This is a genomic window from Nostoc sp. UIC 10890, from assembly GCF_054786515.1.
Window position 1 is genome coordinate 54447 of record NZ_JBSGKF010000003.1, and the last position, 16610, is coordinate 71056.

The following is a 16610-nucleotide window of genomic DNA, read 5'->3' on the forward strand; positions in this document are numbered from 1 at the left end:
CCACACTATTGTCTAACCGCAACAGTTGCAGCGGATTTGCAAATATTTGTTATGAATAGGGTTGTCGATGATGAGAGAACAAGATTGACGTAGAACCTCATATTGTTGCCAGTTAGCCCCCAAGCATTTAATATCGATTAGTTGACCCCCTGGTGTAACGCGATTAAAAATAATATGAATATAAATATTGGTAGGTTGAATATCTAAAAAACAGATATACTGCAAATCATGCCAGCCGATACCGTGAATATATTGGTTAACAATTTTCAGACAAGATTCTTGATTTAGTTTAATGTAAGTGTTTTTTAAGCTGATGATAGTATATATGCCCAAATTCCTCAGCTTTCGTCTAGTTTCAGATAAAGTCTTAAACTCCTGAATAATTTGAAGGGGAGGCAGACTAATATCAATAAAACTACCATTTGCTAAAATCTTTTCGTGAAATAGTGTTTGAATTAGTTCAAAATTATTAATTTTCAATTCTTCAATAGTCATTTTCATAACAATCAAATTCCACTGTCAGATTTGTTTTGATTAATCATGCTGCCGACTTCTTTGAATGTCAGTCCAGAATTATTAGAAACAGCTTGAGGATTGTCGGGAATGGGAAAACGCTGCTCGACTTGCTTAACTCGCAAAGCTAAATCTTCCTGAGAGGGAAACTTTTGTGTACTTTTCCTAGCTAGTAAAGTGACAATCCTTGCCCATTTAAGTTGATTATATTTATCAATATTTTTGAGTAGTTCATTAATTTTGATAGCTTTGAGCAAAGGAACAGACCCCTCCTTTCTATTAGCATAAGCCGGATTAATAAAAACACATTTACCAGCAATTAACTTCAGAAATTGAGCCGATTCAAAAAGCTTTCTAGTTTTCTCTTGCTCACTAATACTAGTACTATTATTTTTACTACCAGTAGAACGGCTTTTTTGCTTGTACTTAATCTCTTCATCACCTAAGAAGTTGGAAAACAATTGCGCCGACTCGTTCTCACCAGGATTGAATATAAACTTAGTGCTGCAAGCACCAAGGATAGCTTTAGCAATATCCTTACCGTAGTTCTTCTCAAGCTGCCCCATATTTTGGAAGCCGATAATACCGCAGAAGCCCTCAGAACGTGATTCGTTGAGCCACCTATATAAATCAGGTAGGTATATTGAAGGTAATTCGTCCAATGCAACGATTAACGGAGCTTTCCGTTTTTTGGCAATGTTACGGGCGATGGTCATGTGTAAGATGCTGGTCATGAGAGGCCCTACTGCATCACGGCGCTCTCTGTCCAACCCGAAAATAATCATCTGCTTTCCTTTAATTTCCAAAGGTAAAGTTGTCTTGCCGATAAAGCATCCTAATGTGTTTTTCGCCATAAAGCGAGTGAACATGATGCTGGCAGTTGCAACAATGCCTGCAACAGTCTTTTCAGATGCAGCAGAACTGAACAGTTGCCCAAAGGCAATTTTTACCCAAGGATTGAGAGAAGCAGCCATGAGGCGCTTGACCATTTGCTCACTAGAGAGTATCGCAGCACAAGTCATGACATCTGCGAATTGACCGAACTCTTTAGCTAACATCAATATTGCTTGAGTCAGTTGATCACCGGATGGGCCGAAGAAACCATCTTCAGTTGAATTGCCCAGAAGTCGGAAATTCTTATTAATGACGGTTGAAATTTGTCGGGATGATTCGGCATCACTACTATCCCGAAGAAAATCTAAAGGATTGCAGACTTCAGATTCAGGAAATCCCGGTGCAAAGATGTGAACATCATAGCCCTTGTATTTGGCGTAGGCAGCAACTTTCGCTTGAGATGGGTATTTGAAATCATAAACTATACATGGAAATTCCTGATCAATTGCCGAGTAAATCATCGGATTAATGGCGCTGAATGTTTTACCACTACCGGGAGCGCCGATGACTGCTGTACCTCTTTGCACATCAGGGATATAGAAAGTAGCGCCACCACCTTTTTCCTGATGCTTACCAATGTAAAGCGCCGCACTATCACATTGGGGATTGGCAATTTGTAAGATGGCCTTTTTCTGAGCAGTAGCAGTTTCTTTAGAGCCACCCCAATAAGAAGTAGCGATTTTCTTTTTGTTACCATTGCCAAAAAACACCCTCATCAAAATATAAGCACCAAGTAAGGACAAAACTGTTAGTCCATTGGGGGTGAAAAGAGAGTGAGTGTACTTGCCGATGCTGTCATGAGGGTTCTGCAATTGCTCAAACTGAAATATTTGACTAGTAGTTGTGTTAGTTGTCGCTAAAAACTTGTTCATAAAGGTATTGGAAGTCGAAGGTCTACAAGTTTTGCCCTGTTCCTACCAAAGCATTAATCTGGAAGTGTTGAGGGTTGACCGAAAATAATCGGGTCTTTTTCTTTGTATTCGATAAACGGAACAGGCCCGATAAAGTATGGCGAACAGGTGCGACCAACGAAGGGAATAGTTTTGCAAATACGGAAGAACATGGCAGTTTTCATAGAACCGCTTGCTTCATCAATATCCCAAATCACTTGTTTAAATGCCGAACCAAAAGGATTTCTACCAGTTGGTTCTTGACTGGAGTTAAGCGCTTTCAAGATGCCAAAGCCACCTGTTACCTTCTGTACTTTGCCAGAAATCCATTGAGTACCTGTAGTCCTGCCGATACCTGCCATCTCTGCATGAGCGCAATTATTTTGTAGGCAAGCGACATTAAACCCTTGTTGATAACTACCGGAAATTGAGCGAGTTCGGTTTGCTTCTATGTCTCGCAGTACAATGTCAACTTTTCCCATGAATGAAAGGTCGAGTGTTTCCAACCCTGGCAAATTATCCCAGGTGAGTGTTGATAATCCAGGTACTCCATTAATTTTGGAGTCTTGCCAATTCTCAAATCTATTAATAGATGTGTTTTCAATGTCGGAAATAGATGTTAGTGAGTAATCTTTTAAATTTATTACTCTTCCTAATTGAACGTCACGTAAACGAGAATTCCGGCTGGCGTTACCTATTGTGCCCCCAGTAATTCCAAATCTTCTCAAGAAATCGCTGACAGGTTTAACACTTGTAACATTTCTATTACCTAAGCCAGGAATCGCTTCGGTTAAAGATGGTAAAGTTTGCCATTGAGTTAATTGAAAATCATCTAATGTTAACCTACTTAAATTGATTCCTTGTACTGAAGCTATGGTTGAGATATTTAAATTTTCTATTGCTAATTGAGGTGTTTCAAAATCTCCCAGTTCCATAAACTCGCTAATGCTTTGTCCTGCCGTCCAGGTTCTAGTTTCTGTACCTCTTGTGCCTGGGTAGGTAACACTGCTACTTACAGAAATAATCATGTCGCTAAAACGCAAGCGCGACCAATCAGGAGTAAACCCATTAGGGGAATTGATAACGGGTACTTGTGCAGAAGCCTTGGGCATGATTAACCCTATGGTTTGATTGAGTAGCCCGTACTTGATAAAACTATGAATCAATAAGCTACCTACTAAACCAAAAAAAATGAAGTAACGTAAGGCGTTATCATTGAGGCGAAAAGATGATTTCATAAGCCATTACCGCCGTGTTAAATTATCAGAACTATTACTCAAAGCAATTAATTTATTAACTAAGTCTTGAGAGACAGAAGCCTTATTAGCAGCAGTAGAAATGTCATTCCCTGCTTGTAAATAACCGATTAACTTTTGCAAGCGTTGGTGTAGTTCATCTTGCTGATTCATCCATCCATTTTTAATAGCGGCAACAATACCGCCTCGAATTTGGTTAATTATTTGCTGTGTTTTAACTAATGATTGCAATTGAGGCTTCGGGGCTGTTTGTTCTCGTGCCACATCAGCCTTGATCGCCACCTGACTATATTTAGGAGTGCCATTACTTGTTGCTAACCGAAAGCTGTAAGCTTTACGCTCACCAGAGGATGACTGCGTAATTACTGTTAACAAAGTGGTAGATGTTTGCGGTATTCCGGGAATGTTTACTTTCTTGATCCGCCGCAGATAAATCAGCCCAGCGCCAGGATTAGGGCAATTCTGATCCAGTCCCTCTAAGCAACCGTCTGTGTCAAGCAGAATTTGCGACGGATCATCTAACCAGACTTTTTTTATTGTCTCACCAAGGTCGTAAAATGAAATTGCTACACCGTGACCATTCCAAACGTTGATAGTTTGTAGTTTGGCCTGCTCTCCACTAGCCATTGATTGAAAGATGGTACGGACGACTGGTACGGCAATTGTGGATATTGGTATACAAGCAACGAAGATCGCTAACGGTATACCAATCAAAAAGTTTTTCATGGCAACTCTAAAGAACGATTTACATTAAAGGTGACTTTGGTTCCCTGTGGAATAAACCAAGTATTAGGGCGAGAAGTAATTTCTTGAGTATTACGTTGATTACGTTGGCTGATGTTTTGGCTAACTTGATCAAAAAAACCTGACATTAACGCACCAGTGAGATTGCGCTGATTGCCACTACTACGTCTGCGAATCCTGCCTGTGAATTCATCAGAAATTTCTTCTTCACTATCCGGTTGGTTCATAATCTCCCCAACTTTTCCTAATGCAGACACAGCGCCACCAAACAAGTCACTACGGGCAATCTCGCCACCCCTGTCCTGAAATCTTCGAGCTATTAGGGGTCTACCACCAACTCCTGTCACGGAAATCGCACCCGCAGAAATAGGATATTCTGTATTATCTTTGATGATGCCCCGAACAGAAGCGACAGCGTAACTGCCGCCATCAACTGAAGCTAACTCGACTGCAAACATTGTTCCCGAAGGGATCGCGACTTGACCATAGTTATCGCGTAAATCCTCTTGCAGGAGAGCAATAGACTTAGTGTTATTAGAGGTTGGTGTTTGTGTCTTTCCTGAATTATTACCTGAACTATTAACTGTGGTTTGAACTAATGGGGTAACAATCACACCAGTAGCAAATGAGCCAACTGTTAAATAACGAGTTTGTTTACCTTGGAGAATTTGGCTTTCTTGAGGTAAATAATTGTTAGCTAAAGTAATCTTGTTAACTTTAGAAGTCGCTTGCCACCTGGGGCGGATTTTTTCAATTGAGTCGGTTGAGTTTTGCAGCGTAGTTTGGACAGGAGTATCATTCTCTACATTCTGAAAATCAGTTTGCTCATCAGATACACTTGGTTGATTTTGTGCTGGGTCTAATGAAAGGGTGGTGCTAGTTTCGGCATAAGCGATTTTGCCATAAGAACCGATGGTACGAAGTTTGTTGATTTGCTCAAGGGGATCTTGGGGCGTGAGTGTCCGTGCAGATATAGAGGGTCTTGGAGAAAAACTCCTGCGTGTTGGTGGCTGAGTGTAGGTTCTTCTAGGTTGTGGTGCAGTCTGAGTTACGCGACGTGGTTGTGTATTTTGAACAGTCCGTGGCGCAGGTCGTGGAGATGGTGGGCTAGATGGCACAACCTTTTGGTCTACTGAAACTGGTACTGGCGCTGGTTGGTCTTTTTTATTTTTGTTAATGCGACCTAACTCATCTTCTTGATCCGACAGAGCGAGTTTTGCACGAGCGTCACCATCCCCCTCATCATCTTGTGTTTGTTCTGTAGCAGTAATAGTTTCCCCTGGCTTTTGAGCAATCTTTGGTGCTGGTGCGGGATTGAAAACGCCATTGAGCATCAAAAATATAGCTAAAAATCCAACTCCAAAAGGGACAGCAATTATCCCTAATCTTGACCAAGGAGAAGTAACAAAATTGTGCTTAGTTGGTACTAATAAACTTTCCGGTTCTGGTGCTTTATTACCATCAGTTTTATTAGCATCATCTAGATTCAGCAAATCCTCTATAGTCGATACAGACCCATTTTTATTATTCTCTTCACTCATTTTCTTCTCCCGAAGTTTAAATCTACAATTTCTGTAATTTCTAATCCGGCGCGACGGGCTGCATAAATCTTCTTAGCTAACTCAGTGGTATTAGCTGGGATATATTCTGGATTAGAAATTGAAGAAACTGTAACAGTTTTATTGAAAGCAATTCCTTTCCCTGAGTTATACTCACGGTCAAAAGTTACCAGTGTACCAATAAAATCTATTTCCCATTTTCCTGATTTAATTTGACGTGGTTGGGATATGAATCTGGGAATTAAAGATACTTGAGTATCACCATTGAATATACCTGTCGGAGTGATTGATGCTAATTTCTTGAGAAAGGCGGGGCGAAATCCTTCATTTTCACTTAAAGCAAATGCAGCATCATAGGCTCTAGTCGCAACCCTACTATTAGATTTATTATTAAGTTTACCTACTTCTACCCCAGTATCTTGCTTAGTGATAGGTTCTCCTTTCTCATTAAATGCTTTTACTAATCCATCCCAATTAAACGTAGTAATAAATGTATCAGATACGAATTTTTTAATTACTTCATCAGACCGTTCTTTTGGGTCTACTGCTTTAGCCGCGATTGTCTCTCCTGATGAGAGTTGTACTAATGCTAACTGCTTTTTATTTAAAACACTAATCGCTCCGTAATTGAGAAATTGTAATAATAGAGAAAGCGCAGCCATTGAAAACCCAGCTAGAGAAATTATTCCAACTCTTGTTGTTACATATTTATTGTAACTAAGTAACTGCAATGGTTCTTTTGGTTGAGGTTTTTTTGTTTGATTCAGCATAGGTCTTATTTAGCTATTTTCCCGACTAAACTACCACCTTTAGTAGCAATACCTTTAGCAACCTCAATGGCAATCCCACTGTAAGTTTCAGTAGCTTTATTAATTTGAATTAAAACAGAAACGCCACCAACAGCCGCTAAACCTGTAGCTAAGAATGGCGCAATTATACCAATTGTAAATAGGAAGAACATTGGCTGATAGGATTTAGAATCAGCGACTAATTGCCCGGCGAAACCAACAATGATATTGAAGCAGAGCTTGCCAAAACCTACACTGAAATATCCTACTAACCAACTGTAAATTGATTTAGCTCCGTAAGGTAGCAGAGAACCACCAACAGCTATAGGCCCCAGCAGTGCTGTTACGAGCATAGTCAGTTCAATTCCCCATTGATAAGCCCCATTCATTCCGACTAAAATTATCGTAACTATGTCAGTAACAGCAGACCCAACAAAAGCATTAATGGGAGATAAAATTAAATCAATTCCGTTTGCTTTACCATCTTTTACATCATTAAAAGCATCCATAGCGCCATCAACCGCATCTATAAACCAAGAAAAAACTCCATTATTATTGTTAAACTTATCTGGATATTTTTTGGTTAAATCTTCTTTAGCTTGATTCAAACAGTTGATTTCTTCTTGTTGACTTAAAGATGAATTTATACATTTATTTACAACAATACCAATAGCGCTACGCGCTGCTTCAGTTCCCAATGCACTTTCAAATGCTTGCTTGAGGTCAATTCCTGCCGCCGCTTCGCTAAGAACTATATTATTTACATTATTAATATAGTTTCTAATCCCCAAAGTTGACTTTCCTAGTACATCCCCCTTATTACTGAGCAAAACAATTACTATTAACGGCCAAATAAAGTCTGTATAAGCTCTTTGCTCTTCCCCCGCCATCATTTTTTTTGTCCATTCAACGACGAAGAAAGTTAGTGTTGCTATAGCGAATAAAGCTCCAACTGTACAAATTGCTGAATAAACACCACCTGTAATAGTTTCGTTCCAAAGCTCATCAAATCCTTGGGCTATTGAAGCTGCATTTTCTTTTGCTAAATCAGCTAAATCGCCACCATCTACTTGGGCTAGTAAAAACATGATTTTAATCCTTGCTCAATACAGTAATTTTGTCAGATATTTGAACGCTAGTTGATTGTTTTTATAGGAGGAAAAAGTTCTTGTAACTTTACCTCCTACTGTGTTTCTATACCCTTTTAATCAGTCAGCAGAAGTAGGATCTAGCCGTGCATTAAGTACCACTTCATGCACTAGAGACAATCTGCCATCTTCTTCGGAGTTTTCCTTTTTCCGTTGGGAGTCAAGATGATCTGCTACTTGCGTCAGCATCAGATTAGAGTAAGCATTGTCCTGTCGGGCTGATAAAGAATCAGTACGCTGCTGTGCCAACATTGACACAATTAAGCCGTTCTGAGCGGCGATCGCTTTGAGAATGTTTTGAGAGGCATCCATGTTCTGAGCTTCATCAGAAATATCTTTTGCTTGCTGGGCGATTTGTGCAGTAGTATCAATTTTTTCTTGAGTTTTTTGTTGCCCCATAAGGCTGACGACGCTAGCGACAGAAGCCAAAGCTAGTTCACGTTCCAACTTCTGTGCTTTTTCTTGGGCGACAGGATAAGAATAATCGTCCTTAAGTGAATCCTTCAATTGATCAGCCGAAGCAATTGGGTCAGGCGCACCCAATTGCCCTATAGAACTATCAATTGCAGCTGAGGCGTTTTCTTTGATGTCCGCCCAGGCACTGTTAATTTCTTCGTTAGCCCATGTTTGAATTTCCGATACTTCTCCTTGAAGATCCGATACGATCGAACTAAAAAAATCGTTGATGCTGATGCCATAGCTAGGTGCAGCAATAAATAAACTGCCAACGGCACCAGAAATTATTACACCAATCGTCCGTTTTTTCATATTAATCTACTTGCTTTGTGCGTGATTTTGAGAGTAAATTCTTTGCCAATTCTGATAACTCTTCTCCCCGAATCATTCTGATATAATCCTCACTAAATTTGACTAACCCAAGCATAGGATTATTGTGATAGTGTTTAAGAAACAAACTGCGTAATTCTTGCTCGTTTGGATTATTAGCAACTGAGGCTAATAAACAGTAGGCAGGATAATAGCGACAGAAAGTAAGCTTGCCATTATCATCAAGCAACCACTGAGAATAAATTCCCTCCTTTTTTGGATAAAAAGCTTCTGTACTGTTGACCCTGATGATAACAGTTGGATATTTAAAGCGAACAATAAATGGGTCAACGGCTGATGATTGAATCCTGCCTACTAAACGTGTAGTGATATTGGCAAATATCTTCTGTGCAGCTTTGCTCTGATATATAGTCTCTGGTTCTTGGGCAGAGATGATGACGCGGATACCAGACTTAGCTCCATTGGCACACAATCGCCCAATCAAATCAGCAATCGCATCGAATTGGAATAAAATTGGTGCTTCATCAAGAAAGAATATCGAAGCTTTTGATGACAGTGCGCGACGTAAAGCAGCAGCATAAGCGCTAAGAGCAAGAATCGCTGCATCAGCTTCACTCGATAAATTACGTAAAGCGAATACTAACAATTTGGCATTAGTTCTAAAACTGGATGGGCGTGAGATTGATTGTCCTACCCTGGTACTCAACCAATAATTTATTCTCAGCCTGATTTGCTGTAAGGCTTCGGAAATCTCTTGACTATTACTAGCAATAGAATCTAATTGTATGAAAGCTGGAGAACAAAAATTATAAAAATCTTTGAGCGTCGGAGTTTCGCTCCAATATTGAGTTCCAAATCCATTTTGTATTGCTAACTTGTAGCGCAATTTAATTTCGTCATCATTAAAAAAAGTTTTTAATGTTAACGCAATAATTGACTCAATATTTGTAACCATTGAAGGACTGACACCAATCATGCCCTGTCCAATCACCATTGTCATCAGAACTGATTTGAGAAATTCCTTAAAATCGCTCAATCGCTCATTTCTCAGTTCTGCATCCAGAGAGCGTAAATCAGGAAGTTCAAAAAGATTATTCGCTTCTTTAGAGATATCAAAGTATGCCCCATCTTCACCAAGTAGATTCGTGTAATCAGTGAAAGTGGATGTACCGTCTGGTTTAGGATAGTCTAATGCCACCACCGGAATATCTTGTGCAAGTGCAGGGGTAAGAATACCCGCTACCAGTACTGATTTGCCTGAACGAGTTGCGCCGAAGACTGCCAAATTCTTGTGGTTTTGGTACAAGTCTAAATGTACTGGTGTGCCGCCTTCTTCTGCGATTAACTCAAAGCCAGTGCGATCTCCTGTGGCAGTCCTGATTAATGGCATCAGCCCTGGTGCTTCCGAACTAAAATATGGCAGTCTGCGGTTAAAAGGCTTGGTTAACAGTGGTTCCCACACCATCTGACAACACTGCAACCATGTCTTCCAAGCGTATTCAATCTCCCGGTCAACTACCGCCGGGCGCAAGAAATAGCTGGCAAGATATCGGCAAGCTTCGTCTAATTCCCGTGGGGTTGGGCGGTGGACGAGAAAAGCAACTCCGGTATGTACCACAACACTACCTTTGTATATTGTCTTTTGCGCCTCCACAGAGTCCTCAATATTCATACCTGATTTGACATCAATGTTCCCTTTTCCTGTAGATAAAGAAGTGCTGGTAATTGATTGCTTGGTGATCCGTTGTAGGTTAGTTTTAGAAATAGCTTGATTTGCCTTTGTTAGCTGACAAATAACCTCTGTATCATAAATACTATCTCTAGAGATTAGTTCCCACAGATATCGCAATTGAGCTTGTTCGTCATACCAGCCCCCTGGTTTTTGGCTGAAGTTGAGCGCCCCAATATATTTATTTTGGATTTTTACCCATTTCCTATCAAAGAATGGCACAGACTCCTCATTCTCTAACATCTGGTGGCGGATATGAAAATCACTAGTTTGAGTTTCTACTAGTCCATTGCCGGAATCTATCTTTAAAGGATTAGGGATTGCTGGTGGCGATGACAGATTGAATTGCTGCCAAATTATTGACCATATTTCTTCAGCACTTAAAACCCTAATCCCCAACTTCATCTTGTTGCCCAGGATAGCTGACCACTGCAAAAAACCATTGCTAAAGGAATTTTGGAGGATATTTTCAATTCTGGTATTGTTGATGGCATGGATCTCACCTGTAAATGAAAACCAACCTTTCTCTAATTTTCTAATAATCGATTCGATAACATCTTTAGAACGTTCATCGTCAGAAATAACAGTATAAGTACACCATAGCCTCAAGAATTTGTTTTTTCTAGTTCCGCTTTGCGTTAGTTCTTTAGTTCTTAACCTTTCACTCCGAATTAACAGCTTTAATTGGTCTTGTGAGCAATTAGTCTCTAGCTTCGATAGTTCTTGCTGTCTGTCATAATCCGAAGTAAATGACCCTAGATGTATTGTCAGGTTTTCGCCTTCTGGAATTTCTTTTAGCCCAGCTTCTATTCCCTCGAAAATGGGTAACATTTGCTCTGATTCCAGATTGGAATGAATACCTAAACAATCAAAACAGAATTTGATTTGAATATTTTCACCTTTTTTGAGAATTAATGCGCCTACGCCATGTCTACCTCCTAAGTTGAGGTCACAAATGCCCGCTAAATGAATAATATCTTCAAAGGGAGTGAGCATTTTGACAACACTAATCTGCTCCTTTTCTAATGCGGCTTTACCTAATTTATCTTTAGCTTTTTTAGAAGAATTTGGCATAACTTTACCAATAACTGAAATTTCACTAGAACTTAAAACTTAGAACTTAGAACTTAGAACTTATTTTTCTGACTACTTCCGACTTCCAGCTTCCGACTTCTGTTGTATTGATTGAAATTTCATATATCCCCTACTAATCCGAGGGACGCTGACGAACTTACCGAAAAAGTCTTTATTTGTAGAAATTGTCCACCATGTTGCCCATCCCCAAGCAATACTTAAGCTAGTACCTAACCAACTTGTTTTCAGTAGATAATTAAAGATAAATACATTGACTATTGCTATTAATGTCCAGGCAAATATTTGGTCGGCAGGGAATGGACCTAGCCTTGGTCTTTCTCCTAAAATCCGATTTACTGTCCGAAAATCATGTTTATTTGACATATTTACTGAATTTAATCAAGAGTTATCAGCTATTAATTCAAATACGTATTTATCAATAACTGATAACTTAAAAAGCTTTCTTACTAAACCTGAACAATCAAACCAGTAATTAAATCTCCAACAAAAACTGCCATAACTATGATTAATGGAGTTCTTGCTAGTGTCTGCCAGTCTTCATCATTCCGGGCAGATTGAATAATCCGAACTAGACTGATCCCAACATATAATAGGAATAAAGCTCTCAATACATTGAAAAAAAGCGCGATAACTGCTGCTGTTTGTCCATTGCCGGCATTACCAAAAGTGGTGGTCATCCAAGTTTGAGCATTATTGAAGAACTGAGCATTAGCTGGAGCCGCCGCAAAATCAATTAGACAAATTACTGCTAACACCGCAAATAACACTGCATAGAGATTAACTCCATACTTTCGTTGTAGTTTATCGAAGTTAGTAAATAATGCTTGTGACTGTTTCGGCAAGGCAATTACGACGGCAGACGCAATCATAAATCCACCCATCAATATATTGTGGACGGACATCTCTGCTATCATCAACACACCAGTCACACCCATGAGTGTAAGTGTGCCTTTTTTCGCCCTCTCATCCTTTGGGTCAGGTGAGAGGGTTGCTGTTGGTGAAGCGGAAAAACTTTCTGGGTATTTGTAGTCAGTAGGCATCTGCTTTCGTTCTCCTGAACGATGTCTTGAGGGATAGGCACATTCTTGAATAAGTCAACTCCAAAATCGACGTACTCTGGTACTGAAAAAAACAGAACTGTAGTACTAGAGTAGTATTACTAACATTAATTATCTACGTAGATAAAAGTTATTTGTTGTATTATCAGTCTTTGTGCTTGATATACTCACATCCTCAGTTATCTATTGGTATAAATATTTGTGCAACTTCTTCAGTAAGTATCAAGCAGGGGGATTGACTATTGGCTAGCTTTATGATGCGAAATATCTAAATTAGTTTTAAGTATCTCCGCTTTCCATAAATTGAACTTTACCTTCAATACCTCACCATGTTTTGCATCATAACTAAAAACTGTTAAAACTTGATTGCATGTATAGAACAAATATGTATAATACTTGCAGCTTGTACTTCAGCATTTGTTAGAAGTAGATATTTGGTCAAGCAAGGAAATTGGAAATTAATTTTCATAATCATTTGTTGGAGTATTTATGAGTAAAAGAAAAATATTTACAGCACTTGTTTCAATAGGTGTAGGACTTTGCTTAGGAGCTTGCCTGTCTGATACGGACAAGGTTGCTCAGGCAGAAAATGATTATGGGGCTAAGTTAACTGATGTGCAAAGCCAAAAAGATAAGAAAGTACAGGAGCAAATAAGGCAATATGTAGAAGAGACACCTAACTTATATAGAATAACTTGGAAGGTATGCGGAGATTATAGAAGCCGTCTGCGGGATGGAGTAAGATGTAGCGAAACTAAAATTCCCAAAACTAAAGGATATGTTGATCCCGTTTACGTCTGGGCAGCTAATGGGGTGCAATTTATTAATAAGCAACACTTTGTTAATAGCTATTGGTCTACAGGATTGTTTGTCAAGTCTAAAGGATGCTTGAACTCAGGTAAGCCAGAACAAGAGCAATTTTATAATGTAAAAAATTTCACCAGAGATAAAACGAATCCTGTTCCTACCGCAGCAAACGTGAAGATTGAAGCTCTGTCAAAGCAGGAAAAGCAAACAGTAGTAGAACTTGCCTTCAAGGACGCAGAAGTAGAAAATTATGCGCTGAAAAATTTCGGTGTGTCAGCAACCACAGGATTAATACCCACTGGGAAAACTTGCTTAACAGTAGACGAATGGAAGAAAACGCAATCGTAAAAATCAGGCACAGTCGCTTCCTTGGATCGCAGTTCAGTCGCGGCGACTTCCTCCATCTCCAGCATAACCAACCAACGCTAGTCTTGTCTTATTCTTTCTTAGATAAAGAAAATAATTTAACTTGTTGACCCCTTGTCCCCTGCTTGCGGTAAGTTAACTTTAACCTTTAACCCCAGGTGGTCTAACAACCCCAACAGCCAAATCGGTTTGGGGTCAGAGGGAACAGTGAAACCCAAAAATGCTTTGATGTGAGCAGCACAGTCAACAGCGATCGCCGACATATTTAATAGATGTTGGTCGTCAGCAGTGATTTCCTCACCAGCAACGAGTCGAGGTCGAGAGAGAATAATGGCACATCAAGTTGGGATAATCTCTTTTAGTCGTAAATATTTTTACCCCTGACCAAGATGCCAGCGCCTTTAAAAGTTGACCTGTCACCAATAGAAGATCAAGCCCTACTAGCACTCAAGTAAAAGGTATACCACCAAGAACTCAAAGTCGTGCCACTGTACTACGCTTATCAGCTGCTGGATGGACAGTGCTAAAGATCGCACAATACTTAAAATGGCATCCACAGACTGTACGCGACACAATTCATCGCTGGTACTGGGGCAAACTCGATAGTTTGTGGGATTGTTCGCGTCCGGGTCGCCGTCGCCGATGGCATAACCCAAATATCAAGTCTCTGCTTCAACTCAAAATATCTTTATTTAGCTATCAACTTATTTTTATTTTATTTTCTTACATCTCTTACATCTATTTAATCCTATTTCTCCACAGTCATGGCGTTTCTACTACTTATGCAGTCAAAATTTACAGGCACTACAAGGATGAAGCACTCGCTACTCTCACCAGCAATCCCTACCAGTTAGCTGCTGACATCTACGGTATTGGTTTTCTCAGAACTGATAAAATTGCCTTTAATTTAGGAGTTGCGCCTGATAGTCAGTTCCGTTACCGTGCTGGTTTAATTCATGTTTTGAACGAAGCTGCTGCCGATGGGCATTGCTATTTACCCCAGCCAAAACTCATTGAGAATGTTATCAAACTGCTGACTACACCAGATCACACACCCGAAGAAGATGCCCTCGCTGATATTATCAAAGACATGGCACGAAAGGATGACTTAATCCGCGAGAAAAGCTCAGACCAAACGCTGCTATGTTATCTACCAACCTACTTTCACACCGAACAGAACCTTGCTCAATTAATACAATCTAGATTTTGCCAACCAGTTGCACAAGATATGCCTCGTGTTCGCGCCTGGATTGAGCGCTTCACCAAGAGTCGTAAAATCAAACTTTCACCACAGCAACGGCTAGCGGTAGAAATGGCTGCATATTCAAGGGTAATAATTCTTACTGGTGGCCCCGGTTGCGGTAAAACTTTCACCACCGAGATCATAGTCTCTCTGTGGAAAGCAATGGGCAAATCTATCGCCTTAACTGCGCCAACTGGACGCGCTGCTCAACGCCTGAGTCAAATCACACAACTCGAAGCCAAGACGATACACTCCTTGTTGGAATTTGACCCAAAGACAATGGGCTTCTTACGCGATAATCAAAACCCTTTACCCCATACCGCAATTGTCGCGCTAGAAGCTAGTATGCTTGATTTGTTTCTGGCATCTTCTTTGGTAAAGGCGATACAATACGGTTCCCAACTACTGCTAGTGGGTGACATTGACCAGTTACCCTCTATCGGTTCCGGTCAAATCCTTGCTGACTTGATTAATTCTGGTCACGTTCCGGTGGTGCGGTTGACCAAGGTATTTAGGCAAGCCCAACAGAGCGCAATTATCACCGCTGCTCACCAAATTAACCGAAGCCAGTTTCCTACAATTGAACCTATTTCCGATAATCCCGTGTCTGAGTGTCTGTGGCACGGCGGCGGTCATCACCCCAAACATGGTGTTAAAGCAATATCCGAAATCATTACAGACTTGATTCCCCGCCTCGGTTACAATCGAGCTACTGATGTGCAAGTGCTTTGCCCCACCTCGCGCGGTTTGCTTGGGACTCGTAACCTCAATACCGTATTGCAGCAGTTGATTAATCCCCCCAGTCCCGACAAAGTAGAGATTACCAGGGACGGGAATTTATTACGAGAAGGCGATCGGATCATTCAACTGACTAATGATTATAATCACGAAATTTTTAATGGCGACTTCGGAATTATCAAGGCCATTGATCTTGAAAAGATGGAAGTTACTGTACAGTATGGTAAGCATACTGTTGTTAGAACCGGAGCAGACTTAAATCAAATTGCCCTCGCCTGGAGCTTCACCATTCATCAAAGCCAGGGTTCAGAATATCCGGTAGTAATTCTGCCAATTTATACGCAGCCTTATATGATGTTGTCTCGTAAACAGTTGTACACAGCATTAACTTGTGCCAAGCAGTTAGCGATTGTCGTTGGTTCCAAGAAAGCGATATCCAAGGCTTTGCGTTCTAGTGACGGCCAACTGCGATATACGCGATTACAGCAGAGGTTGGAAAGCGCTTTTTTGCACCCGACGATTGCAATTTAGAAATGTTCAACTTAACAATTTCACCCGGCAAGCGGTTGTTGCTCTCAATCAAGAGTGAGAAATCTGGTAGCTAGCCCACATTTCTCACTCTTCTTGAGGGAAGGGGCAGAGGGGAAAGAACTTGTACAATAACTCTCCTCTGCTCTTCTGCTCCCCTGCACAAGCACAGACTTTGAGCATCGGTGAGAAATCCGGGCTAGCTGTGCTTTCGCCCTCTGTCTCGTAAGCCAAACCACTCTCAAAAAATAAACTAAAAATGACTCTATAGTTTTATGGCGTGATAGCGCTTAAAAAGCAGTACACTGCGGCGTAAACAAGAAGGGTGTAGGGGGTAGGGAAGACTGCGTTTGAACCCCCACCAATGCAATCGCCAAGAGATGGCGGGGCTTTTATCCCACTGGCTGTTGGGGCTATTTCTTCCCCTACCCCAACGGGGCTTGGTAAATAAACTTTGGAGTCCGCTCT

At 40.5% G+C, this 16610-nt stretch carries 14 protein-coding genes; 2 read left to right on the forward strand and 12 right to left on the reverse strand.

Going from position 1 to position 16610, the window contains the following annotated elements:
• Positions 1-12 precede the first annotated feature (12 nt).
• From ACWATR_RS31490 to ACWATR_RS31540, 11 genes are all read right to left on the reverse strand, one after another.
• On the reverse strand, positions 13-501 hold the full coding sequence (locus tag ACWATR_RS31490; RefSeq protein WP_460341591.1) for a relaxase/mobilization nuclease domain-containing protein: 489 nt from the start codon (positions 499-501) through the stop codon (positions 13-15).
• Between the two features lie 5 nt (positions 502-506).
• The gene (locus ACWATR_RS31495; RefSeq protein ID WP_460341594.1) at positions 507-2279 is read right to left on the reverse strand and encodes a type IV secretory system conjugative DNA transfer family protein; all 1773 of its coding nucleotides are present in this window, start codon (positions 2277-2279) and stop codon (positions 507-509) included.
• A 53-nt stretch (positions 2280-2332) separates the two neighbouring features.
• A complete protein-coding gene (locus ACWATR_RS31500) occupies positions 2333-3535 on the reverse strand; it encodes a hypothetical protein (RefSeq protein ID WP_460341597.1) in 1203 nt (400 codons plus the stop codon).
• A gap of 6 nt (positions 3536-3541) precedes the next feature.
• Positions 3542-4279 carry a hypothetical protein gene (locus ACWATR_RS31505; RefSeq protein WP_460341600.1) on the reverse strand — a complete coding sequence of 246 codons (738 nt, stop codon included), beginning with the start codon at positions 4277-4279 and terminating at the stop codon, positions 3542-3544.
• Positions 4276-5838, reverse strand: coding sequence for a TrbI/VirB10 family protein (locus ACWATR_RS31510; RefSeq protein ID WP_460341603.1), 1563 nt, complete (start codon positions 5836-5838; stop codon positions 4276-4278). Before ACWATR_RS31510 ends, ACWATR_RS31505 begins: the two co-directional genes overlap by 4 nt.
• The gene (locus ACWATR_RS31515; RefSeq protein WP_460341607.1) at positions 5835-6626 is read right to left on the reverse strand and encodes a hypothetical protein; all 792 of its coding nucleotides are present in this window, start codon (positions 6624-6626) and stop codon (positions 5835-5837) included. Before ACWATR_RS31515 ends, ACWATR_RS31510 begins: the two co-directional genes overlap by 4 nt.
• Positions 6627-6631: 5 nt before the next feature.
• Positions 6632-7732: a hypothetical protein gene (locus tag ACWATR_RS31520; RefSeq protein WP_460341610.1), complete on the reverse strand. Its 1101-nt coding sequence runs from the start codon at positions 7730-7732 to the stop codon at positions 6632-6634.
• A gap of 120 nt (positions 7733-7852) precedes the next feature.
• Positions 7853-8560 carry a hypothetical protein gene (locus ACWATR_RS31525; protein WP_460341613.1) on the reverse strand — a complete coding sequence of 236 codons (708 nt, stop codon included), beginning with the start codon at positions 8558-8560 and terminating at the stop codon, positions 7853-7855.
• A gap of 1 nt (position 8561) precedes the next feature.
• Positions 8562-11381: a hypothetical protein gene (locus ACWATR_RS31530; RefSeq protein ID WP_460341615.1), complete on the reverse strand. Its 2820-nt coding sequence runs from the start codon at positions 11379-11381 to the stop codon at positions 8562-8564.
• Between the two features lie 72 nt (positions 11382-11453).
• Positions 11454-11765, reverse strand: coding sequence for a hypothetical protein (locus ACWATR_RS31535; protein ID WP_460341620.1), 312 nt, complete (start codon positions 11763-11765; stop codon positions 11454-11456).
• Positions 11766-11848: 83 nt separating this feature from the next.
• Complete coding sequence (locus tag ACWATR_RS31540; RefSeq protein ID WP_460341622.1) at positions 11849-12442, reverse strand: hypothetical protein; 594 nt, start codon at positions 12440-12442, stop codon at positions 11849-11851.
• Between the two features lie 507 nt (positions 12443-12949).
• Here ACWATR_RS31540 and ACWATR_RS31545 point away from each other — a divergent pair.
• Positions 12950-13615 carry a hypothetical protein gene (locus ACWATR_RS31545; protein WP_460341625.1) on the forward strand — a complete coding sequence of 222 codons (666 nt, stop codon included), beginning with the start codon at positions 12950-12952 and terminating at the stop codon, positions 13613-13615.
• 116 nt (positions 13616-13731) lie between these two features.
• On the opposite strand, the gene ACWATR_RS31550 is transcribed toward ACWATR_RS31545, so the two are convergent.
• Positions 13732-13896 (reverse strand): hypothetical protein, encoded by a 165-nt coding sequence (locus ACWATR_RS31550; RefSeq protein ID WP_460341628.1) that lies wholly within the window; start codon positions 13894-13896, stop codon positions 13732-13734.
• A gap of 257 nt (positions 13897-14153) precedes the next feature.
• On the opposite strand from ACWATR_RS31550, the gene recD2 reads away from it, so the two are divergent.
• Complete coding sequence (gene recD2 / locus ACWATR_RS31555) at positions 14154-16145, forward strand: SF1B family DNA helicase RecD2 (RefSeq protein ID WP_460341631.1); 1992 nt, start codon at positions 14154-14156, stop codon at positions 16143-16145.
• Positions 16146-16610 lie beyond the last annotated feature (465 nt).